The organism is Bradyrhizobium sp. 191 (assembly GCF_023100985.1).
Taxonomy (GTDB): domain Bacteria; phylum Pseudomonadota; class Alphaproteobacteria; order Rhizobiales; family Xanthobacteraceae; genus Bradyrhizobium; species Bradyrhizobium diversitatis.
This window is the reverse complement of sequence record NZ_CP064692.1, coordinates 2,502,450-2,524,731: the sequence shown is the minus strand read 5'-3', so window position 1 is coordinate 2,524,731 and position 22,282 is coordinate 2,502,450. Positions and strand designations below refer to the sequence as shown.

The following is a 22,282-nucleotide window of genomic DNA, read 5'->3' as shown; positions in this document are numbered from 1 at the left end:
CCCCTTGGATCCCCACAAGATAGGCCAACTTTCGCTTCTCCTCCTCTCTCTTTCATCTTGCTTTCGTTTTCCTGTATGATCTAATCAAAAGCGAAAGTAGCCGCTCGACGGAACGAGCGGTCGCCGGGGGATGCGTCTGTTGGAGCGTATTTTCGATCTCGCCATCATCGGAGGCGGTGTTAACGGCTGCGGCATCGCGCGCGATGCGGTGGGCCGTGGCAATACGGTTTTCCTGTGCGAAATGAACGATCTGGCGAGCGGGACGTCGTCCTGGTCGACCAAGCTGGTGCATGGCGGCCTGCGCTATCTCGAATATTACGAGTTTCGGCTGGTCCGCGAGGCGCTGATCGAGCGCGAGATCCTCTGGGGCATCGCGCCCCACATCATCCGCCCCCTGCGTTTCGTTTTGCCGCATCACGCCGGCCTGCGCCCGGCCTGGCTGCTGCGCCTCGGCCTCTTCCTCTATGATCACATCGGCGGCCGGCACCTGCTGCCGGCGACCCGCTCGGTGGATCTCAAGCGCGATGAGGTCGGCAAGCCGCTGATCCCGAACCGCTACAGCCGCGCCTTCGAATATTCGGACTGTTTCGTCGACGACGCCCGCCTCGTCGTGCTCAACGCGCGCGATGCCGCCGACAAGGGCGCCGAGATCCGCACCCGCACCCGCGCCACCGAGATTCGCCAGTCCGGCGGCCTCTGGATGGTCAGCATGGTCAATACGCTGACCGGCGAGCGCTCGCAGGTCCGGGCGCGCGCGCTCGTCAATGCCGGCGGTCCCTGGGTCGAGGACGTGCTCGGCCGCGGCGCGGGTGTCAATGCGAAGGCAAAAGTCCGCCTGGTGCAGGGCTCACATATTGTCGTGAAGAAACTTTACGATCACGACCGTGCCTACATGTTCCAGAATGCCGATGGCCGCATCATCTTCGTCATCCCGTACCAGGACGATTTCACGCTGATCGGCACCACCGATCGCGACTATGACGGCGATCCTGCCAAGGTGAAGGCGACGGCCGAGGAGATCCAGTATCTCTGCACCGCGGCGAGCGAATATCTCGCCAAGCCGGTCACGCCGGATGACGTGGTCTGGACCTATTCCGGCGTGCGGCCGCTCTATGACGATGGCGCCAGCGAAGCCAAGGCCGCGACGCGCGACTACGTGTTCGAGCTCGACACGCCCGGTGGTGTGCCGCTGCTGTCCATCTATGGCGGCAAGATCACGACCTATCGCAGGCTCGCCGAAGAGGCCCTGGAACGCCTTGCGCCCTATCTTCGCAGCGCGAAAGCGCGCGAGGGGTGGACCGGCAAATGGCCGCTGCCCGGCGGCGACATGGATGTGTCGGATATCGACGGCCTGATCGCCGAGCTCCAGCGTGGCTATCCCTTCCTCAGCCATGAGCATGCAAGGCGGCTCGCGCGCGCTTATGGCACGCGGGCGATCAAGCTGCTCGGTGATGCGAAATCGGCGGCCGATCTCGGCCAGTCCTTCGGTGCGACGCTGACTGAACGCGAGGTCCGCTACCTCATCGCCAATGAGTGGGCGGTCACAGCGGACGACGTCGTCTGGCGCCGTTCCAAGCTCGGCCTGCGACTATCTGCCGACGAGATTGCGGCACTCGACGACTGGATCAGGACCCACGCCGTGCCGCAAAGTCCCCTGCTGGAAGCGGGAGGACGCTCATGACCGTGACACTCGATCACGTGACCCGGACCGTCGAGGGTGTCGAGCACATCCGCGATGTCTCCCTGACTCTCGAGAGCGGTACGCTCAACGTCCTGCTCGGGCCGACGCTGTCGGGCAAGACCTCGATCATGCGGCTGCTCGCCGGTCTCGACAAGCCGACCACGGGCAAGGTGCTGGTCAACGGCAAGGACGTCACCGGCGCCGACGTGCGCCAGCGCTCGGTCGCGATGGTCTATCAGCAGTTCATCAACTACCCCTCGCTCACGGTCTACGAGAACATCGCCTCGCCCCTGCGCGTGCAGGGCAAGCCGCGCGACGAGATCGAGGCGCGCGTGGCGGAGGCGGCAAAACTGCTGCGGCTCGAGCCGTTCCTGAAGCGCACGCCGCTCCAGCTCTCCGGCGGCCAGCAGCAGCGCACCGCGATCGCACGCGCGCTGGTCAAGGGCGCCGATCTCGTGCTGCTCGACGAGCCGCTCGCCAATCTCGACTACAAGCTGCGCGAGGAGCTGCGCGCCGAATTGCCGCGCATCTTCGAGGCCTCGGGCGCGATCTTCGTCTATGCCACGACCGAGCCGACCGAGGCGCTGCTGCTCGGCGGCAACACGGTGTGCATGTGGGAGGGCCAGGCGCTGCAGATGGGCGAGACCGCCAGCGTCTACCGCCGGCCGCAGACCTTGCGCGTCGCCCAGGTGTTCTCGGATCCGCCGCTCAACCTCGTCGCCATCGAGAAGAAGAACGGCTCCGTGCAATACGCCGGCGGAACGTCCTCACCGGCCTCGGGCCTCTATGCCTTGCTCGCCGACGGAACCTATCGCGTCGGCTTCCGCGCCCATCAGCTCGGGCTTGCCAATGGCGAGACCGATCGCCACGCCTTCCACGCCACTGTCACGGTGACCGAGATCACCGGTTCGGAGAGCTTCGTGCATTTGACCCGCGACGGATCGAACTGGGTGGCGGTGCTGCACGGCGTGCACGAGTTCGAGCCCGGCCAGATGCTCGATGCCGTGCTCGATCCCAATGATGTCTTCGTCTTTGACGCGGCGGACCGGCTGGTCGCTGCGCCGGGCATAGCGTTTTCAAGCGAAGTGCGTAGCGGTTCGCGTGAAGAAAACGCGTCAAACAGACAAAGCTCCTGAGGGAGGTGCGCCATGGCCCGCATTGACCTCGTCGATCTCGCCCATTCCTACGGCGGCAACGACGCGCCGCAGGAGAGCTTTGCGCTGAAGCCGGTGACCATGACCTGGCGGCAGGGCGGCGCCTATGCGCTGCTCGGCCCGTCCGGCTGTGGCAAGACCACGCTTCTGAATGTCATCTCCGGCATCATCACGCCGTCGCGCGGGAAAATCCTGTTCGACGGCAAGGACATCACGCCGCTGTCGACCCAGAAGCGCAACATCGCGCAGGTGTTCCAGTTTCCGGTGATCTACGACACCATGACGGTTGGACAGAACCTGGCGTTTCCGCTGAAGAATCGCGGCGTGCCGAAGGCCGACATTGACAGGCGCGTCGCCGAGATCGGCCGCCTGCTCGACCTCGAGCCCTATCTGAACCGCAAGGCCACGCGCCTGACCGCCGATGCCAAGCAGAAGATCTCGCTCGGCCGCGGCCTCGTCCGCTCGGACGTCGCCGCTGTGCTGTTCGACGAGCCGCTGACGGTGATCGATCCCGAACTGAAATGGCAGCTCCGCTCCAAGCTGAAGGCGCTGCATCGTGAGCTCGATCTCACGATGATCTACGTCACCCACGACCAGACCGAAGCGCTGACCTTCGCCGACACCGTCGTCGTCATGCACGACGGCCGCGTCGTGCAGAGCGGCACGCCCGCCGAACTGTTCGACAAGCCGGCGCACACCTTCGTCGGCTATTTCATCGGCTCGCCCGGCATGAACATCCTGCCGGCGGAGGTGCGGGGGCGCGAGGCCAAGATCGGCGGCCACGTCATCGCGCTCAATCGCAGCTACGACAATCTGCCTTCGGGCGCCAAGATCGAGATCGGCGTCCGTCCCGAATTCGTCGAGGTGGTCGCGCCCGCGCCCGGCCTGCTCACCGCCAGGATCGAGCGCATCGACGATCTCGGCCGCATCCGCTTCGCGCGCGTGCGCGTCGGCGACGCGAAGCTGGCCGCGCGCGCACCGGCGGGCTTCACCAGCGCCGACGGCAGCGCCGGGCTGAAATTCGATCCGTCGCACGTGCACGTCTACGCCGACAGCCTTCTGGTGGAGGGAGCCGCCTGATGGATAAGACCGTCAACCAAAAAGCCTGGTTCCTGGTGCTGCCGGTGTTCCTGGTCGTGGCCTTCTCGGCGGTGCTGCCGCTGATGACGGTGGTGAACTATTCGATGCAGGACACCTTCGGCAACAACCAGTTCTTCTGGAACGGCGTCGGCTGGTTCAAGGAGCTGCTCGATCCCTCGACCGATCTCGGCGGTCGCTTTCTTGCTTCCCTCGGACGCAACCTGTTCTTCTCGCTGGTGATCCTCGCCATCGAGGTGCCGCTCGGCATCGTCGTCGCGCTGTCGATGCCGCGCGAGGGCTGGACGGTTGCTGCCTGCCTGATCATTCTCGCGCTGCCGCTGCTGATTCCTTGGAACGTGGTCGGCACGATCTGGCAGATTTTCGGCCGGCCCGACATCGGCCTGCTCGGCTATACCCTCAACGCCATCGGCATTGACTACAACTACGTCGCCAACGAGTTCGATGCCTGGGTCACCGTCATCGTGATGGACGTCTGGCACTGGACCAGCCTCGTCGCGCTGCTCTGCTACGCCGGCCTGAAGTCGATTCCCGAGGCCTATTACCAGGCCGCGCAGATCGACGGCGCCTCGCGCTGGGCCGTGTTCAAGGCGATCCAGCTGCCGAAGATGAACCGCGTGCTGCTGATTGCGGTGCTGCTCCGCTTCATGGACAGCTTCATGATCTACACCGAGCCGTTCGTCGTCACCGGAGGCGGGCCGGGCAACTCCACGACCTTCGTGTCGATTGAGCTGGTCAAGATCGCGCTCGGCCAGTTCGACCTCGGCAAGGCCGCGGCGCTGTCGCTGGTCTACAACCTCATCATCCTGATCGTGTGCTGGATCTTCTACACCGTCATGACCAATGCCGGCGTCGAACGCAAGATCCAGGCTTCGAGCGAGCCGGCGGTGGAGCCCAAGCCTTCGGTCGGGCTCAAGCCCATGCCCGCACTCAAGCCAAAGGAAGGAGTGGCCTGATGCATTCGATTCCCGGCCGCCGCCTCATCATGGGGCTATTCCTGGTCTTCCTGCTGCTGCCGATCTACTGGCTCGTCAACATGAGCTTCAAGACCAACAGCGAGATCGTCTCGACGATGACGCTATGGCCGCACACTCCGACGCTCCAGCACTACAAGCGCATCTTCACCGACGAGAGCTGGTACTCAGGCTACATCAACTCGCTCCAATACGTCATCCTCAACACCATCATCTCGATCTCGGTCGCGCTGCCTGCGGCCTACGCGTTCTCGCGCTACCGCTTCCTCGGCGACAAGCACCTGTTCTTCTGGCTTCTGTCGAACCGCATGGCGCCGGCTGCGGTCTATGCGCTGCCGTTCTTCAACCTCTATTCGGCGATCGGCCTGTTCGATACGCCGTGGGCGGTCGCGCTGGCGCACTGCATCTTCAACGTGCCGCTGGCGGTGTGGATCCTCGAAGGCTTCGTCTCCGGCGTGCCGCGCGAGATCGACGAGACCGCCTTCCTCGACGGCTATTCCTTCCCGCGATTCTTCGTCAAGATCCTGGTGCCGCTGATCGCGAGCGGGATCGGCGTCGCCGCCTTCTTCTGCTTCATGTTCTCCTGGGTCGAGCTGCTGCTCGCGCGCACGCTGACCTCGGTGTCGGCGAAGCCGATCGCCGCGATCATGACGCGCACGGTCTCGGCCGCCGGCATGGACTGGGGCCTGCTCGCCGCCGCCGGCGTGCTCACCATCATTCCGGGTGCGCTGGTGATCTGGTTCGTCCGCAACTATATCGCGCGCGGCTTCGCGCTCGGTCGCGTGTAGGGAGGCAACCATGGAATCTATCGCATGGATGGCCTGGACGCTGCCGACCGCGATCTTCTTCGTCGCGCTCGCCTGCACCCTGGCCGTGATGACCTGGCTCGCTGCGGTCTATCCGGAGGCCGAGCGCGTCGGCGTGCTGCGCATCCCCACTACGCGCGGCGATCGCCTGTTCATCTCGCTGATCGCCGCCGCCGTCATCCACCTCGCGTGGATCGGCCTCGTCGGCACCGACCCCATCGCCACGGTGCCGATCGGAGAGGAGGGCTTCGAGATTTCGAGCCTGTGGCTCGCAAGCGGAATTTCGCTGGTCACGGCCGTGCTCATCTTCCGCACGGTCTGAAACTCGCGAAGGGACGGCCAGATCCGGGACCAACCCGGGCCTGTATAAAAGTTTGTCGCTGCAACGGAGGAACAACATGCGACAGTTTAGGAGAAGGAAAGGTCCATTGACCAAGAATAGCTTTTTGACCATGTCCAGCGCCGCCGCGATCGTTGCGGTGTCGCTTGCGGTCTCGGCGCCGGTCCGCGCCGCCGACGAGGCCGTGATCCAGAAATGGATCGCGGAATTCCAGCCCTCGACGCTGTCGAAGGAAGACCAGAAGAAGGAGCTGGAGTGGTTCGCCAAGGCCGCCGAGCCCTTCAAGGGCATGGAGATCAACGTCGTCTCCGAGACCATCACCACCCACGAATACGAAGCGCAGACGCTGGCGAAAGCGTTCTCCGAACTCACCGGCATCAAGCTCAAGCACGACCTCATCCAGGAAGGTGACGTCGTGGAGAAGCTGCAGACCCAGATGCAGTCCGGCAAGAACGTCTACGACGGCTGGATCAACGACTCCGACCTGATCGGTACCCATTTCCGCTACGGCCAGACCATCGCGCTGTCGGACTACATGACCGGTGAGGGCAAGGACGTCACCGACCCCATGCTCGACGTCAACGACTTCATCGGCAAGTCGTTCGGCACCGGGCCGGATGGCAAGCTCTATCAGCTGCCCGACCAGCAGTTCGCCAACCTCTACTGGTTCCGCTACGACTGGTTCACCAATCCCGACTTCAAGGCCAGGTTCAAGGCCAAGTACGGCTACGAGCTCGGCGTGCCCGTGAACTGGTCCGCCTATGAGGACATCGCCGAGTTCTTCACCAACGACGTGAAGGAGATCAACGGCGTCAAGGTCTATGGCCATATGGACTATGGCAAGAAAGACCCCTCGCTCGGCTGGCGCTTCACCGACGCCTGGCTGTCGATGGCCGGTAACGGCGACAAGGGCATTCCGAACGGTCTGCCGGTCGACGAATGGGGCATCCGCATGGAGGGCTGCCGTCCGGTCGGCTCTTCCGTCGAGCGTGGTGGCGACACCAACGGTCCGGCGGCGGTCTACTCGATCACCAAATATCTCGAGTGGATGAAGAAGTACGCGCCTCCGCAGGCCCAGGGCATGACCTTCTCCGAGTCCGGTCCCGTGCCGGCGCAGGGCAACATCGCCCAGCAGATGTTCTGGTACACCGCCTTCACCGCCGACATGGTGAAGCCGGGCATCGCCGTGATGAACGCGGACGGTACGCCGAAATGGCGTATGGCTCCGTCGCCGCACGGCTCGTACTGGAAGGAAGGCATGAAGCTCGGCTACCAGGACGCCGGATCGCTGACGCTGCTGAAATCGACCCCGGCGGATCGCCGCAAGGCAGCCTGGCTCTATCTCCAGTTCATCGTCTCCAAGTCGGTGAGCTTGAAGAAGAGCCATGTCGGTCTCACCTTCATCCGTGAATCCGACATCTGGGACAAGTCGTTCACCGAGCGTGCGCCGAAGCTCGGCGGCCTGATCGAGTTCTACCGCTCGCCCGCGCGCGTGCAGTGGACCCCGACCGGCAACAACGTGCCCGACTATCCGAAGCTCGCGCAGCTCTGGTGGCAGAACATCGGCGATGCGTCGTCCGGTGCGAAGACCCCGCAGCAGGCGATGGACGCGCTCGCCGCGGCCCAGGACTCGGTCATGGAGCGCCTGGAGAAGTCCGGCGTGCAGGGTGCCTGCGGTCCGAAGCTCCACAAGAAGGAGAAGCCGGAGTACTGGTTCGCGAAGGCCGAGAAGGACGGCACCGTCGCGCCCCAGCGCAAGCTCGCCAACGAGAAGCCGAAGGGTGAGACGGTCGACTACGACACGCTGATCAAGTCGTGGCCGGCGAGCCCGCCCAAGCGCGCGGAAGCGAAGTAAGCGGCGCGTAACGTCGTCAAATGCGAAAGGCCGGGAGCGATCCCGGCCTTTTTCTTTCCGTTTGTGGCGCCGCCGCCTCTCCACTTCATTGCGAGCGAAGCGAAGCAATCGAGAGTCTTTCCGCGGATGCAGTCTGGATTGCTCGTCGCAAGAGCTCCTCGCAATGACGGCGGAGAGCGCGGAGCCTCACTCCGCCGGCTCGGCCGCGAGCGTCGGGTAATCCGTATACCCCTTGGCGCCGCCGCCGTAGAAGGTGTTCTTGTCCCATTCGTTCAGTGCCGCGCCCCGCTTCAGCCGTTCGACGAGGTCGGGGTTGGAGATGAAGGGCTTGCCGAAGGCGATGAGATCGGCTGCGTTTGTGTCCAGCACCTTGGTCGCGAGGTCGAAATCGTAGCCGTTGTTGGCGACGTAGGCGCCGGCGAAGCGCTTGCGCAAGGATGCATAGTCGAACGGGGCGATGTCGCGCGGGCCGCCGGTGGCGCCTTCGACGACGTGGAGATAGACCAGCTTGAGCGCGTTGAGCCCGTCGACGATGTGATCGAACAGCGGCTGCGGGTTGCTGTCGGAGAGATCGTTGGCCGGCGTGACCGGCGAGATGCGGATGCCGGTGCGATCGCTGCCGGCCTCGGTGGCGACGGCCTTGGCGACTTCCAGCATCAGCCGCGCGCGGTTCTCGATCGAGCCGCCATAGGCGTCGGCGCGCTTGTTGGCGCCGTCCCTGGCGAACTGGTCGAGCAGATAGCCGTTGGCGCCGTGGATCTCGACGCCGTCGAAGCCGGCTTCCAGCGCGTTCTTCGTCGCACGCTTGAAGTCGTCGATAATCCCGGGAATTTCGGAGAGTTCGAGCGCACGCGGCTCGGAGACGTCGGCGAAGGTGCCGTTGACAAAGGTCTTGCCCTTGGCGCGGATCGCGCTCGGCGCGACCGGGGCGGCGCCATTGGCCTGAAGGTCGACATGCGAGATGCGGCCGACATGCCAGAGCTGGATGAAGATCTTGCCGCCACGTTCATGCACCTTGTCGGTGACCTTGCGCCAGCCGGCGACCTGGTCCTTGCTGTAGATGCCGGGCGTGTCCTGGTAGCCCTGACCCTGCTGCGAGACTTGGCTCGCTTCGGTGATCAGGAGCCCTGCGGAGGCGCGCTGGCCGTAATAATCGGCCGCCAGCGGACTCGGAACGAACGTGCCGGGCGCTGCGCGGTTGCGCGTCAGCGGCGCCATCACCAGACGATTGGCCAGCGTGATCGGCCCGAGCTTGTAGGTCTCAAACAATTTCGTCGAACGGCTCATTGGGAATGCTTCCAGGCGGTGAGAGATTTCGAACACTTGTGCATCGCGACATCAGGCGCAAGGGATGAGCCATTCGGAAAGTGCAGGCGAGCTACGCAGCAGCGCCCGCGTAGCATAAATCATGTGCAATTCCGGCTGCGACAGCGAAATCCCGCTGTGCAGCCGTGCGATTTCACAACTCAGTTCGCGCCGAGGAAATCGCGCTTTCCGATCTCGACGCCGTTGTGTCGCAAGATGCCGTGGGCTGTCGCCGCGTGGAAATAGAGGTTCGGCAGCGAGAACGAGCTCAGGAATTGCTGTCCCGTCATGGTGATGGTCTTGCCGGGGCCGACCGGAAAGGTGACGTCCTTGGCGTCGGCGCCCTCAAACTGCTCGGGCTTGAAGGATTTGACATAGTCGATCGTCTTCGCCAGCCGCTGCTTCAACTCCGCAAAGCTCGTTTCGGTGTCGGGCGTCGAGGGCACCTCGCTTTGCGTCAGCCGCGCACAGCCTCTGGTTGGATAGTCGCTGACCAGCTGGACCTGCCGCGACAGCGGCAGCATGTCCGGGAACAGGCGCGAGCCGAGCAGGACGCCGGGATCGATCTTTTTCGCCGCGCAATGCGCCTCGGCTTTGGTGAGCAGCCCGGTCACGCTGTTCAGCATCTGCAGATAGGCGGGGACGACGGCGTCGTAGAAGGACATATGATGCTCGCTTCAATGGTGGGAAATCTCAGGAGAAAACCTGAGCCACTCACATGGGAGCCTCATGGAAAAATACAATCGTCGCAAGTGGCCTGTGCGGTGCGAAAATTCTACCGAACCGTCGCCTGGGGCTGCGCCTGCGCCGTGCCGCCGCGCATTCGCGCCAGCAGCTCCGCCGTTGGCCAGGAATCGGCCGGCAGGCCGTATTTGATCTGCATCGCCTTCACGGCAGTGCGGCTCTGCTGGCCGAGCACGCCGTCGACCTTGCCGACATTGTAGCCGGCACGCACCAGCAGCTGCTGCAATTCCTTCAGCTCGTTGAACGGCAGCTGCGCGACCGACGCGGAGGGCTTGCGCATCGGCGCGGCGCCGGCGATGCGCGAGGCGAGATAGCCCGCGGTGGTCGAGTAGATCAGCGAGTTGTTCCATTCAGTGTAGGCCGCGAAATTCGGATAGGCGAGGAAGGCCGGACCAAAGCGGCCCATCGGCAGCAGCACGGATGCCGCAAGATTGTCATTCGGCAGCGGACGTCCGTCGGGATAGGTGACGCCCAGCTGCGCCCATGTGGAGCGCGGCTCGCGCACCGTGAGATCGGTCTTGTCCCACGGCAGGTCCGGCGGCACCTTGATCTCTTCCAGCCACGGCTCGCCGCGCCGCCACTTCAATCCGTTGGCGATGTAGTTCGCAGTCGAGCCGATCACGTCGGCTGGCGAGCGCAACAGGTCGCGCCGTCCGTCGCCGTCATAGTCGACCGCGTAGTTGACGTAGTGCACGGGCAGGAATTGCGTCTGCCCGAGCTCGCCGGCCCAGGAGCCGATCATCTCGTCGGGGTGCAGATCGCCGCGATCGATGATCTTCAGCGCGGCGATGGTCTCGCCCACGAACATCTCGGAGCGGCGGCAGTCATAGGCGAGCGACACCAGCGATTTCAGCGTCGGCAGATTGCCCATATTGGCGCCGAAGTCGCTCTCGAGGCCCCAGAATGCGGCGATCACGGCCGGTGGCACGCCATATTCCTTTTCGGCGCGCGCAAACGCCGCGGCGTATCGCTTGATATGCTGCTGTCCGTTCTGCATGCGATAGGGCGCCGCCATGCGGCCGGCGAATTCGGTGAAGAGCTGGCCGAACACGCGCTGGCCGCGGTCGCGGTTGACGATGCCCTGGTCGTAGACGAGATACGGCGAAGCCTCCGCGATCGTGCGCTGCGACACGCCGGCAGCCACCGCCTGTTGCTTCACATCCGCCAGGAAGCGATCGAAGCTCGCACCATTGTGGCACGATGCTGTGCGTGGCGAGGCGGCGGTGGCTTTCGGCGCGGCCGGCTTGGCCGGTGGCGGCGCGAACTGGGCGGAGGCGGGAGCGGAGAGCGCGAGAAGAGCGGTGGCCGCGATCGAAAATCGGGTCAGGAGCATGAGGTTTCCGCTGGGGGAGGGGACGCCGGGATTCTAGACGAAGTTTAATGGAATGATGGCGCTCAGACCAGTGCCGCGGCTCCGCGACGCACCCGGAAACCTTGCATCCCGGCCGGGGTCATCCCTACCTGATGTTTGCCGGCCTGCAGGCGCTTCCAGCGGCCGCGACCGGCCTGGAGAGACGGCCATGAACTATTTTCGTACCGCAATGCTGCTCGCAGGCCTGACCGCCCTGTTCATGGGCGTCGGCTATCTGATCGGCGGCGCCTCGGGCGCCATGATAGCGCTCGTCATTGCCGCCGCGACCAATCTCTTCACCTACTGGAACTCCGACCGCATGGTGCTGTCGATGTACGGCGCCCATGAGGTCGACCGTTCGACCGCACCGGAGCTGGTCGGCCTCGTCGCCGAGCTTGCCGGGCGCGCCGGCCTGCCGATGCCGCGCGTGTTCGTGATGGACGAGGTGCAGCCCAATGCGTTCGCGACCGGCCGCAACCCGGAGAACGCCGCAGTCGCCGTCACCACCGGCCTGATGAACCAGCTCAGCCGCGAGGAGCTAGCCGGCGTGATCGCGCACGAGCTCGCCCACATCAAGCATCACGACACGCTTCTGATGACCATCACTGCGACCATCGCGGGCGCGATCTCCATGCTGGCCCAGTTCGGCATGTTCTTCGGCGGCAATCGCGAGAACAACAATGGTCTGGGCATCGTCGGCTCGATCCTGATGATGATCCTCGCTCCGCTCGGCGCCATGCTGGTGCAGATGGCGATCAGCCGTACACGCGAATACGCCGCCGACAATCTCGGCGCGCGCATCGTCGGCCAGCCGATGTGGCTGGCCTCGGCGCTGGTCAAGATCGAGGGCGCCGCGCATCAGGTGCCGAACTACGAGGCCGAGCGGAATCCGGCGACCGCGCACATGTTCATCATCAATCCGCTGTCGGGACATGGTGTGGACAATCTGTTCGCGACCCACCCCTCGACCCAGAACCGTGTCGCCGCCCTCCAACAGCTCGCGTCCGAGCTCGGCGGGCGGGCGGCGCCGTCGGTCGGGGCCAACGAGAACTACCCGCCGCGCGGCCCCTGGGGCCGCTCCTCGTCACGTGGATCTTCCCGCGGTCCTTCCCGCGGTCCTTGGGGCTAGTCCCTGGGGCTAGCCAACGGAACCGGTGAGGATTTGCGGCTTTGTGACCTGGCGCACATAGGGTCATCCCGGCCGGTGCTAATACCTCGACGTGACCATTCCTTCGAAAGGGGATGCGTGGCCGGCCCGCTTCCGGCCACCGTCGAAGATGACCAGAGCAGCCGTACTCTTGCTGATCGTTCTTTGCGTGCTCGTCGGCCTGTCCACGCACATGGTCGTCAATTGCGGCGACGAGGACGATCCTGACATCTGCTCGGCCGTGATCGGCTTCTCGCCGCTTCGCGGCTCGCTGATCGCTTTCGCCTATGCGGGGCGCGGGCGGATCGCGCTGCGTCACGGCGACTTCAGGCGGGCGATCGCCGATTTCGACGAGGCCATCCATCTCAATCCCAACCGCGGCTCGCTCTATCGCGACCGGGCGACGGCCCGTCGGCTGAACGGCGAGCTCGAGGGTGCCATTGCGGATTATGACGAGGCGATCGCGCATGATCCCAAGCTCGCCGCACCCTATCACCAGCGTGGTCTTGCGCTCGCCGCCATGGGCGATCTCGATCGGGCCATCCTGAGCTTCAACACGGCGGTCCGCCTCGACCCCTCCGATGCGCAGGCCCGTCTCGATCGCGGCCTCGCGTTCCTCGCCCGCGGTCAGGCCGACGATGCCCGCGCCGATTTCGAGGCCGCGCTGGCGCTGCCCGCCGGCAAGAACGGCGCCGCGCGAGAGGCAGCGCGCGCCAAGCTCGCCGAACTCGCCAGCGCCGAGCCGACACAAGTGTCGGCGCCGAGCCGGTAGAAACATCCAGAGCTGCGGGCTCTTCCCCTTGTGGGAGAGGATGGCTCGTCGCGAAGCGGCGAGACGGGTGAGGGGTATCTCTCCGCGAGTGAAAATCTCGCAGTCCAGTTTGCTGAAGCAACCCCTTATCCGGCGCCGTAGCCGAAGCTTCGCTTCGGCGTTCTTTAAGAACGACGGCCGAAGGCCGCCTACGCCACCTTTTCTCACAAGGGGAGAAGGAAGAAAGCGCTTACTTCGCCTTCCCGGCCTTCGCCTTCTTCGCCTTGGCCTTCTTCTCGGGCTTGTCCTTCGCCTTCTTTTCCACCTTCACCGCAATCGGCGCACTGGCGGCCAGGCGCATCGATCGCGCGTAGCTGTCGGCGACGTTGTCGGCGGACATCTGGAGGCGCTTGGCGGCGGCGGTGGCCTGCTCCATGGTGGCCTTGGCCATCATCTTGAAGCGCTCGCCGGTCTCCTTGCCCTTGGCCTTGGCCGCAAGGCCGTTGAAGCGATCCCGCCGCTCCTTGGCGCGGGTCATCAGGCCCGTATGCAGCTGTCTGGCCAGTTGCCGGATCACGACATCCAGGTCTGCGTCCGCCATGTTCTCTCATCCTCTTCGAAAAACGGTATCGATGCGGCGGGACTATGCAGATCGGGCCCTGCCTTGGCAATTCCCGCCAGCGCGTCATCCGCAGCTTCCAGCTTGCGAAGCAAAAAAAGCCACGCATATTGCGCGGCTTTTTGGCTGGCTTGCTTGGGGAAACGCGATGTCTGCTTTACTTCAGCGAGGCCACCGGGCCGTTCGCCGCCGCCGGCTCGGGGTCGAAGCCGAACACGCCGACCAGGTACTTGTAATAGTCCGGCATCTTCTCCTTGAGCGCCTCGCGCGACTTCGGGTCGTGGAATTCGCTTTTTCCGGCCAGGAAGATGCTCGCGGTCACGGCAAAGAATTCCATGGGATTCTTCATCGCGTAGGAATCCTTGGGCAACATGTCCTTGGACTTGGCCAGCGCGTAATAGGCGATCACGCCCTTGTTGGCGTAGCCGTCCGGCAGCAGCCGTGCGTGATAGGCATGGAGAAGCTCGTGTAGCAGCACGGCCTCTTTCTCGTAGCGCATCATGTCCGGGCGCAGCATGATCACGCCGAGCCCCGAGTCGACCGCGAGGTCGACGGCGTTCGGATTGGTCCAGCGCTGCTTGTCGTGGTCCCACACCGTCAGCGTCCGCGGCACGCGGCGCTCGACGTTGGGAGCGACGCGGCCGTAACAGGCGGTCGCGGCGCCTTCGTCGAGGCAGGCGAGCTCGCTCGCGATGATCGGCACGGTGCGGAAGAAGCGCAGCACGCGCGGCGACAGGCCGGCCGCTTCGACGGCATCGATCTGCTGCTTCAGATTGTCGGCGAGCTTGTCGACGTCCTTGCGGTCGGAGTTCTCCGACAGGTCGAACATGTAGCCGCGGTAGCCCTGGAACCCCGGTGGTAACGACGGCGCTGCGTCGGCATCGAGCGAACCGGCATGAGATGGATTGGCGAAGAGCGCGCCGACGATGGTTGCGGTCAGCAGCAACGCAATGCGCATGATGAAGCCCCCTGATGTCACTTCGCCCGGCAGAATAGGCCGCCGTTGCTTGCGAAACGTGAGTGGGGCGAGACTAAGGCGCCGATGTTGAGGCGTGCTTAATCTCTGGTTGCAGATCGCGCAGGCGGATTAGCGCGGGGTTAACCAAGCGTGGATCAGCCGCCTGCATCGGCGTATCATCGGCTCCGGGTCACAGGCCCAAAGTCCAGATAGCCGGAGGAGGATGCCATGTATGCCGCCATCCGTCAGGCCAAGGCGAAAAGCGGGAGTGCGGAAGAGCTGGCGCGCCGCATCAAGGACGGCGCCGTTCCGATCATCAGCGACGTCGATGGCTTTCGCGCCTACTACGTCGTCTATGCCGGCGACGACACGGTCACCGCGATCTCGATCTTCGACAAGTTCGAGCAGGCCGAGGAGGCGAACCGGCGCGCAATCGCCTGGATCGAGCAGAATCTGGGCCCGCTGCTGGCCGGCGACGCGCGCGCCGTGGCGGGGCCGGTGATCGTGCATACGCTGGCGTAGTTGGGCGGGTGCCTTCGCCTCTCCCCGCTTGCGGGGAGAGGCCGGAATTCGAGCGCAGCTTGAATTCCGGGTGAGGGGGACTCTCCGCGAGTCCAACTTGTACCGTCCTCGCGGAGAGTCCCCCTCACCCCGACCCTCTCCCCGCAAGCGGGGAGAGGGAGAACATGTCCTCACAGCTCCCGTGCATTCGAGAACGCAAAGCTCGACACCCTTCTCGTCGTCTCGTCCAGGATCAGCGTGCGCGTGATCGGGGGCTCGGCGCGCTGGGCGCAGTTTTCGCGCTCGCACAGACGGCAGTTGACGCCGATTGGTGTGCCCTCGGTTTTCTCCAGGTCGATGCCGGCGGCATAGGTCAGGCGTGCGGCGTGACGGATCTCGCAGCCGAGGCCGATGGCGAAGCGCGGCTGCGGCAGCGGGTGCGGCGCGACGGGGCGGCGCACCATCTGCGCGATCGAGAAATAGCGCGTGCCGTCCGGCAGCTCGATCACCTGCTTGAGCAGGCGGTCCGGCGTGTCGAAGGTCGAGTGCACGTTCCACAGCGGGCAGGTGCCGCCGAATTTCGAGAACGGGAAGGTGCCGGAGGAGAAGCGCTTCGAGACGTTGCCGGCGTTGTCGACGCGCAAGAGGAAGAACGGAATGCCGCGCGCGTTCGGCCGCTGCAGGGTGGTGAGGCGGTGGCAGACCTGCTCGAAGCCGGAATTGAAGCGCTGCGCCAGCACGTGGATGTCGTAATTCAGCGCTTCGGCTGCGGCAAGGAAGGCCGGATAGGGCATCATCACCGCCGCTGCGAAGTAATTGCCGAGGGTGATGCGAAACAGGCGGCGCGGCGCGTCGTCCAACGGGCCGGCGCGGCCGACGATGGTCTCCAGGGCTTGCGCGCATTCGCCAAGGCCAAGCTGGAAGGCAAGCTGGAACGCGCGGCCGGGCGGGTCGACCAGCTCGGAGATCAGGAGCTGGCGGCGATGGCGGTCGAAGCGCCGCAGCGTCTCGCGCATCACGTCCACCGGCATGATGCGGGTCTGGATCGAATGCTTTTCACGCAGGCGCGCCGCGAGCGCCGCATACAGCCCTTCGGCCGGCACGTTCAGTTCGTCGCGCAGAGTCTCTGCGGCCTGCTCGAGCTCCGGGAAATAGTTGCGGTTGGCCTCGATCAGTTCACGCACGCGCTCGACCGGATTGGCCTCATAGCGCGTGCCGACGTCGCGGTCGGCCATTTGCGCGGCGGCCAGCGTCTCGCCTTGGCGCGCCTCGGTATAGGCGGCGTAGAGCCGCTGCAGCGCGTGAGTGACGCCGGGGCAGAGCTCGGCGAGGTCGCGCAGCTCCTGCTTAGGCAGGTCGATCTGGCGGAACAAGGGATCGGAGAAGATCTCGTTCAGCTCGGCGAAGAAGCGGTCCTCGTCGGCGGTGGCGAGGTCGCGCAGGTCGAGGTCATAGGTCTCGGCAAGGCGCAGCAGGATTTGCGCGGTCACCGGGCGCTGGTTGCGTTCGATCAGGTTGACATAGCTCGGCGAGATCCCGAGCCCCTCGGCGATCTGGGTCTGCGACAGTCCCAATTGCTGCCGGATCCTCCGGAAGCGCGGGCCGACGAACAGTTTCTTGCCGGTCTCGGCGGCCATCAGCGGCTCCTCTCTTCGCCTCTCCCCGCTTGCGGGGAGAGGCCGACACGCGAAGCGTGGCGGGTGAGGGGGAGCTTCCGCAGGGGAGGTGAGAGCCGAAGTCGAGGAGAGAGCCCCTCACCCCGACCCTCTCCCCGTAAGAACGGGGATAGGGAGAAAAAGTCGGACTCGGCGGCCATGTCGTTTGATCTCCATCAGGACAGTTCTACTGACCTTTTATTCACAAGATTTACAAAATAACATCTATTACATGTTCTGATGTTACATGACATCACCAATCAGAAACAAGCCCTCTATCCGAATTTTCCGTTTTCGCGTTTACCTCCTGACACGCATCTCGCAATGCACTGTCAAGAATGTCGATGGCCAGCCATCGCCATCGTCAGCGAAAGGATCAGGCACATGAACTACCAGCCCCGCGGCATCAGCCCCCTCCTGCGTCCGGCCTCCTATCAAAGCGAGGTCGAGGCAGCCCAGGCGCTCCTCGAGACCCAGCCAACCTGGAACGGCGTGTCGGCCGAGGCCGTCGCGCGCATGCGCCTGCAGAACCGCTTCAAGACCGGCCTCGACGTCGCCCGCTACACCGCGGCCTTGATGCGTGCGGACATGGCCGCCTATGACGGCGACCCCACCAAGTACACCCAGTCGCTTGGCTGCTGGCACGGCTTCATCGCCCAGCAGAAGCTGATCTCGGTCAAGAAGCACTTCGGCAAGACCGATCGCACTTATCTCTATCTCTCGGGCTGGATGATCGCCGCGCTGCGCTCCGAGTTCGGTCCGCTGCCCGACCAGTCGATGCACGAGAAGACCTCGGTGCCGGCGCTGATCGAAGAGCTCTACACCTTCTTGCGCCAGGCGGATTCGCGCGAGCTGAACGACATCTTCCGCAGCCTCGACAAGGCGCGCAAGGAAGGCGACAAGACTCGTGAGAAGGAGCTGATCGAGAAGATCGACAACTTCCAGACCCATGTCGTGCCCGTCATCGCCGACATCGACGCCGGCTTCGGCAATGCCGAGGCGACCTATCTGCTCGCCAAGAAGATGATCGAGGCGGGCGCCTGTGCGCTGCAGATCGAGAACCAGGTCTCGGACGAGAAGCAGTGCGGCCACCAGGACGGCAAGGTCACCGTGCCCCATGAGGTCTTCCTGGCGAAGATCCGTGCCTGCCGCCACGCCTTCCTCGAGCTCGGCGTCGAAGACGGCGTCGTCGTGACCCGCACCGATTCGCTCGGCGCCGGCCTGACGCAGCAGATCGCCGTCAGCCACAAGCCCGGCGACATCGGCGACCAGTACAACAGCTTCCTGGATTGCGAGGAAGTCACGGCGGAGAACGCCAGGAACGGCGACGTCATCATCAACCGCAACGGCAAGATGATGCGTCCGAAGCGGCTGCCCTCCAACCTCTACCAGTTCCGTCCGGGCACCGGCGAAGACCGCTGCGTGCTGGACTGCATCACCTCGCTGCAGAACGGCGCCGACCTGCTCTGGATCGAGACGGAGAAGCCGCATATCGAGCAGATCGCGAAGATGGTCGACCGCATCCGCAAGGTGGTTCCGAACGCGAAGCTGGCCTACAACAACTCGCCCTCTTTCAACTGGACCCTCAATTTCCGTTGGCAGGTCTTCGACGCCTGGAAGGAGGCCGGCAAGGACGTCGGCAAGTACAACCGTGCCGAGCTGATGAAGGCGGAGTACGACGATACGCCGCTGGCCAAGGAAGCCGACGAGCGCATCCGCACCTTCCAGGCGGATTCGGCCAAGCGCGCCGGCATCTTCCACCACCTGATCACGTTGCCGACCTATCACACGGCAGCGCTCTCGACCGACAATCTGGCCAGGGAGTATTTCGGCGAGCAGGGCATGCTCGGCTACGTCAAGAACGTCCAGCGCGCCGAGATCCGTCAGGGCATCGCCTGCGTGAAGCATCAGAACATGGCCGGCTCCGACATCGGCGACGACCACAAGGAGTACTTCGCCGGCGAAGCGGCCCTGAAGGCGGGCGGCGCCCACAACACCATGAACCAGTTCGGCTAACGAACCACGCACCTCTCGATAGGAGACTGACAATGACCAAAGGCAGCAATTTCTGGGTGATCGGCGGCGAGTTCGGTTCGATGAACTTCCACAAGCTCGTGGAAGGCTCGGCCCAGGTCAAAGGTCCGTTCAAGTCCCGCAAGGAGGCTGAGGACTGCTGGCGCGAGGTGTCGGAAGAGAGCCGCCACAAGGCCGGCGTCCGCTTCTCGATCGTGGAAGAGCCGCAGCGCGCCCCGGCAGCCTGATCAGGCGGCTGCCGAACTCACCTAAGAAGACGTCCAAGGACGGATGGTCCCATCCAGGCCTCAGGCTTGGGTGGGATCGTCTGTTTTTGGCACAAGTGTAAAGGCTGTGGCGCGCTGTAAGTATCTGGAATTGTGGGCCTTTGCGGAGGGGATGGTTGCTGATAGGTTAATGCAGGAAAGTCGAGGACGAGGCCGACTATGTCAGAGCCTGAGATCAGCGGGATCCATCCCGGCCAGCCGCGCCCGGTGCGGCTGCGCGATGCACTGCTGCGCGCACGGATCGAGGCCGCCGACCGGACCGGCGTCGTGGTCGATCTCAGGGACGCCGAGGTGGCGCGGCTCGAGATCCTCAACGATGGGCTCGATCCCCTGTTCGCGCAGGTGCCTGATCAGATCGACCTGTTCGACCGCGGCATCAGCCAGGGCGATACGCCGAGGCTCTGGATCGACGTCGTCGCCCACATCGTGATGGGGCGCGACAAGCGGATGTACCGCTTCGTCCAGGACACCCGCTTCGGCCGTATCGTCCTCGCCGAATCGCACGACACCGCCGTGATCGTCGAGGCGGTCACCGACTATGTCGCGCGCCGCATGGTCGAGCGCGAGCGCGCGATGGTGGTCCCGCCCGAACCGCAAGCACCGGCCGCCGTGCCGCCGCGCCGCTCGCGCGTCTGGCCGTTCGTGTTCGGATTTGTGCTCGGCGCCGCCGCGTTGTTCGGGGTCGCGGTGCTGGCTGCTTTGCGGAGCTGGTGAATTTTTCTCTTTCGTCATTCCGGGGCATGCGAAGCATGAACCCGGAATCTCGAGATTCCGGGTTCGATGCTGCCGCATCGCCCCGGAATGACAGCGGGTCTAAATCAACCTCGCATGCTTGATCTGCCCGATCTGGAATCCGGCCCCCAGGCTCCGCACCGTCTGCTCGCAGCGCCAGCCGGCATTGTCCTTCTCGATCGTCAACAGATTATACGCCGCCGCCGGGTAGCGTCCGTGCGCGAGTGCGGAGGCCGAGGGAACGCCGAGCGCGGGAATGTTTCCGTTGGGACCTTCGATCCAGATCGTCGAATGAACGTGGTCGTGCCCGTGCAGGATCAGCTCGACGCCGTGGCGCTTGAGCAGCGCCAGCAAAGCGGGCGCGTCCGTCATCCGCTTCTGGCGGGCATCGGATTTTAGCGGATGATGCACCAGCAGCACGCGGAAGACGTCCTCCGCCGCGAGCCGTTCGAGCACCTGTTCGAGCGAGGCGAGCTGATCGGGCCCGAGCGTGCCGGTCGCCATCAGCGGCAGGGTCGGTACCGCCGTGGACAGGCTGATCAACGCAAGCGGTCCGCGCCGGCGCACGGACGGAAAACCGATGCGGCCGTCGTCGCCGGCAAGATAGGGCGCAAACGTCTCGCCGAAACGATGAGAGGTGGCACGGACGTAGGCGTCGTGGTTGCCGGGAATCGCGGTCACGCGCTCAGGCGGGCCGACGCTCTCGAGCCAGGCGAGGGCCGGCGCGAATTCCGCCTCCAGCGCGAGGTTGACGAGATCGCCCGTCACCGCGACGTGGTCGGGCGACTGCGCCTTCATGTCGGCGACGAGTGCATCGAGAACCTCGCGGCGCTGGTATTTGTGGCGGTTGCGCGTCCAGTTGACATAGCCGAGCGCGCGCTTGCCCGCGAGCTCGATCAGCCGGGGCTTCGGCAAAGGCGGCAGATGCGGGTCGGACAGATGGGCGAGCGTGAAGGGAGCCAGCGTGTTGGGAGTCATGACGCGCGATTGCCTCGCTATTGCTCTACCGTAATGGCAAGGTCGCGCCCGGCGCGCAAGCAGGGCCTGAAACGGGGGCGGCAGGGAAGTCTGATGGGAGAAAGTCTGAACCGTGTCCGACGGAAAGCCGAGCGGCTGCTGCGGCGGCTCTTCCACGCCTACTTCCTGGTCGTCCGCGGCATGACGCTCGGCGTCCGCGCCGTGGTGCTGGATGCCGAGGATCGGGTCTTCCTGGTCAGGCACAGCTACGTCAGCGGCTGGTATCTGCCTGGCGGCGGCGTCGACCACGGCGAGACCATGGAGCAGGCGATGCGGCGCGAGCTCAAGGAGGAGGGCGACATCGATCTCACCGGAGAGGCCATGCTGCACGGCATCTTCCTCAACAGCCACGTCTCCCGCCGCGACCACGTCGCGGTCTACGTCGTCAGGCAGTTCAGGCAGGACCGCGTCCCTGAGCCCAACCGCGAGATCGTCGAATGCGGGTTCTTCGCGATCACCGCGCTGCCCGAGGGCACCACGCCCGGCACGCGGCTGCGGATCGCGGAAGTGCTCGACGACCGGCCCTTGATTGCGACGTGGCGCTGAGGGCGGCCTGTGCCAGTAACCGGCTCGACCGCCGCCACGGAAAGCCGGATGAAGATTACCAAACCCGCTTTCGGCCTGACCTGCCTTCCGGTCCTCGCGGGCAACATCGGAATCCTGCTGGCGCTGGTCTCGATCATCTTCGCGATCCCGATTGTAAAACGGGACTGAGGTGGGTGCCACGCCCATGGACCTCCGCATTCGCAGATGCTACTCCGCCGGATGACATGACCGACCTCTCACTGACCATCCTTCCCGAGGCCGCCGGCGACGCTCAGGCGATCGAGCGGCTGCACGAACGTACCTTCGGTCCCGGCCGCTTCGTGCTGAGCGCCTATCGGATTCGCGAGCACGTCGACCATCTGCTCGAACTGTCCTTCACCGCCCGCATCGGCACGCTGCTGGTCGGCTCGGTCAGGCAGTTGCCGATCCTGATCGGCGAGACGCCCGCGCTGCTGCTCGGTCCGCTCACCGTCGAGCCGCCGTTCCGCGGCCGCGGCGTCGGCCGCGCGTTGATGAAGCGCGCGTTGAAGGATGCGAAGGCGAAAGGCCACCGCCTCGTGCTGCTGGTCGGTGACGAGCCCTATTACAGCCGCGTCGGTTTCAAGCCGGTCCCCAAGGGCCGCGTCACCATGCCAGGCCCGGTCGATGCCGCCCGCATCCTGGTGTTCGAACTCGTCGACGGCGCCTTCGAGGGCGTGTCGGGCCCGGTCGGCCCCGACTGGAGCAAGGCGCGGGGGTAGCCGCAGCT

General features: G+C 64.7%; 22 protein-coding genes. 15 read left to right on the top strand and 7 right to left on the bottom strand.

Translation table 11 applies throughout. From position 1 onward, the window contains the following. The first annotated feature begins 130 nt into the window (after positions 1-130). The 7 genes from glpD (at position 131) to IVB23_RS11645 (ending at position 7,908) form a co-directional block, all read left to right on the top strand. Entirely contained in the window at positions 131-1,681 is a 1,551-nt protein-coding gene (gene glpD / locus IVB23_RS11675; RefSeq protein WP_247803603.1) for a glycerol-3-phosphate dehydrogenase, read from the top strand. Then, the gene (locus tag IVB23_RS11670; RefSeq protein ID WP_061878569.1) at positions 1,678-2,817 is read left to right on the top strand and encodes an ABC transporter ATP-binding protein; all 1,140 of its coding nucleotides are present in this window, start codon (positions 1,678-1,680) and stop codon (positions 2,815-2,817) included. Before glpD ends, IVB23_RS11670 begins: the two co-directional genes overlap by 4 nt. Before the next feature lie 12 nt (positions 2,818-2,829). Then, entirely contained in the window at positions 2,830-3,915 is a 1,086-nt protein-coding gene (locus IVB23_RS11665; RefSeq protein WP_061878568.1) for an ABC transporter ATP-binding protein, read from the top strand. Then, positions 3,915-4,889: a sugar ABC transporter permease gene (locus tag IVB23_RS11660; protein ID WP_247803601.1), complete on the top strand. Its 975-nt coding sequence runs from the start codon at positions 3,915-3,917 to the stop codon at positions 4,887-4,889. Before IVB23_RS11665 ends, IVB23_RS11660 begins: the two co-directional genes overlap by 1 nt. After that, positions 4,889-5,695: a carbohydrate ABC transporter permease gene (locus IVB23_RS11655; protein ID WP_197967370.1), complete on the top strand. Its 807-nt coding sequence runs from the start codon at positions 4,889-4,891 to the stop codon at positions 5,693-5,695. Before IVB23_RS11660 ends, IVB23_RS11655 begins: the two co-directional genes overlap by 1 nt. Before the next feature lie 10 nt (positions 5,696-5,705). Then, positions 5,706-6,035, top strand: coding sequence for a DUF2160 domain-containing protein (locus IVB23_RS11650; RefSeq protein ID WP_061878566.1), 330 nt, complete (start codon positions 5,706-5,708; stop codon positions 6,033-6,035). 130 nt (positions 6,036-6,165) lie between these two features. Further along, positions 6,166-7,908, top strand: coding sequence for an ABC transporter substrate-binding protein (locus IVB23_RS11645; RefSeq protein WP_061878565.1), 1,743 nt, complete (start codon positions 6,166-6,168; stop codon positions 7,906-7,908). Between the two features lie 186 nt (positions 7,909-8,094). Here IVB23_RS11645 and IVB23_RS11640 read toward each other — a convergent pair whose 3' ends face one another. From IVB23_RS11640 to IVB23_RS11630, 3 genes are all read right to left on the bottom strand, one after another. After that, positions 8,095-9,195, bottom strand: coding sequence for an alkene reductase (locus IVB23_RS11640; protein ID WP_061878564.1), 1,101 nt, complete (start codon positions 9,193-9,195; stop codon positions 8,095-8,097). A gap of 179 nt (positions 9,196-9,374) precedes the next feature. After that, positions 9,375-9,878, bottom strand: a complete 504-nt coding sequence (locus tag IVB23_RS11635) for a DUF1993 domain-containing protein (protein ID WP_061878563.1) — start codon at positions 9,876-9,878, stop codon at positions 9,375-9,377. A 110-nt stretch (positions 9,879-9,988) separates the two neighbouring features. Beyond that, a complete protein-coding gene (locus tag IVB23_RS11630; protein WP_247803600.1) occupies positions 9,989-11,290 on the bottom strand; it encodes a lytic murein transglycosylase in 1,302 nt (433 codons plus the stop codon). 187 nt (positions 11,291-11,477) lie between these two features. On the opposite strand from IVB23_RS11630, the gene htpX reads away from it, so the two are divergent. Both htpX and IVB23_RS11620 read left to right on the top strand, forming a co-directional pair. Beyond that, complete coding sequence (gene htpX / locus IVB23_RS11625) at positions 11,478-12,437, top strand: zinc metalloprotease HtpX (RefSeq protein WP_197967367.1); 960 nt, start codon at positions 11,478-11,480, stop codon at positions 12,435-12,437. 148 nt (positions 12,438-12,585) lie between these two features. After that, positions 12,586-13,227, top strand: a complete 642-nt coding sequence (locus IVB23_RS11620; protein WP_247803598.1) for a tetratricopeptide repeat protein — start codon at positions 12,586-12,588, stop codon at positions 13,225-13,227. A 229-nt stretch (positions 13,228-13,456) separates the two neighbouring features. On the opposite strand, the gene IVB23_RS11615 is transcribed toward IVB23_RS11620, so the two are convergent. Beyond that, complete coding sequence (locus IVB23_RS11615; RefSeq protein WP_247803594.1) at positions 13,457-13,807, bottom strand: hypothetical protein; 351 nt, start codon at positions 13,805-13,807, stop codon at positions 13,457-13,459. A 175-nt stretch (positions 13,808-13,982) separates the two neighbouring features. After that, a complete protein-coding gene (locus IVB23_RS11610; RefSeq protein ID WP_247803593.1) occupies positions 13,983-14,783 on the bottom strand; it encodes a hypothetical protein in 801 nt (266 codons plus the stop codon). Between the two features lie 228 nt (positions 14,784-15,011). Here IVB23_RS11610 and IVB23_RS11605 point away from each other — a divergent pair, with 228 nt between their 5' ends. Then, the gene (locus IVB23_RS11605; RefSeq protein ID WP_061878557.1) at positions 15,012-15,305 is read left to right on the top strand and encodes an antibiotic biosynthesis monooxygenase; all 294 of its coding nucleotides are present in this window, start codon (positions 15,012-15,014) and stop codon (positions 15,303-15,305) included. 170 nt (positions 15,306-15,475) lie between these two features. Here IVB23_RS11605 and IVB23_RS11600 read toward each other — a convergent pair whose 3' ends face one another. Continuing rightward, positions 15,476-16,921, bottom strand: coding sequence for an XRE family transcriptional regulator (locus IVB23_RS11600; protein WP_061878556.1), 1,446 nt, complete (start codon positions 16,919-16,921; stop codon positions 15,476-15,478). Between the two features lie 402 nt (positions 16,922-17,323). Here IVB23_RS11600 and IVB23_RS11595 point away from each other — a divergent pair, with 402 nt between their 5' ends. The 3 genes from IVB23_RS11595 to IVB23_RS11585 all read left to right on the top strand — a co-directional run bounded on the left by IVB23_RS11595 (position 17,324) and on the right by IVB23_RS11585 (position 19,953). After that, positions 17,324-18,955 (top strand): isocitrate lyase, encoded by a 1,632-nt coding sequence (locus tag IVB23_RS11595; protein WP_247803592.1) that lies wholly within the window; start codon positions 17,324-17,326, stop codon positions 18,953-18,955. A 32-nt stretch (positions 18,956-18,987) separates the two neighbouring features. Next, on the top strand, positions 18,988-19,200 hold the full coding sequence (locus IVB23_RS11590) for a hypothetical protein (RefSeq protein WP_027575539.1): 213 nt from the start codon (positions 18,988-18,990) through the stop codon (positions 19,198-19,200). 198 nt (positions 19,201-19,398) lie between these two features. After that, the gene (locus IVB23_RS11585; RefSeq protein ID WP_247803591.1) at positions 19,399-19,953 is read left to right on the top strand and encodes a hypothetical protein; all 555 of its coding nucleotides are present in this window, start codon (positions 19,399-19,401) and stop codon (positions 19,951-19,953) included. A 99-nt stretch (positions 19,954-20,052) separates the two neighbouring features. Here IVB23_RS11585 and IVB23_RS11580 read toward each other — a convergent pair whose 3' ends face one another. After that, positions 20,053-20,934 (bottom strand): metallophosphoesterase, encoded by an 882-nt coding sequence (locus tag IVB23_RS11580; RefSeq protein WP_197967521.1) that lies wholly within the window; start codon positions 20,932-20,934, stop codon positions 20,053-20,055. Between the two features lie 108 nt (positions 20,935-21,042). Between IVB23_RS11580 and IVB23_RS11575 the strand changes: the two genes are divergently transcribed. Both IVB23_RS11575 and IVB23_RS11570 read left to right on the top strand, forming a co-directional pair. Continuing rightward, complete coding sequence (locus IVB23_RS11575; protein ID WP_247803590.1) at positions 21,043-21,534, top strand: NUDIX domain-containing protein; 492 nt, start codon at positions 21,043-21,045, stop codon at positions 21,532-21,534. Positions 21,535-21,758: 224 nt separating this feature from the next. After that, complete coding sequence (locus tag IVB23_RS11570; RefSeq protein ID WP_247803589.1) at positions 21,759-22,274, top strand: N-acetyltransferase; 516 nt, start codon at positions 21,759-21,761, stop codon at positions 22,272-22,274. Positions 22,275-22,282: the final 8 nt, after the last annotated feature.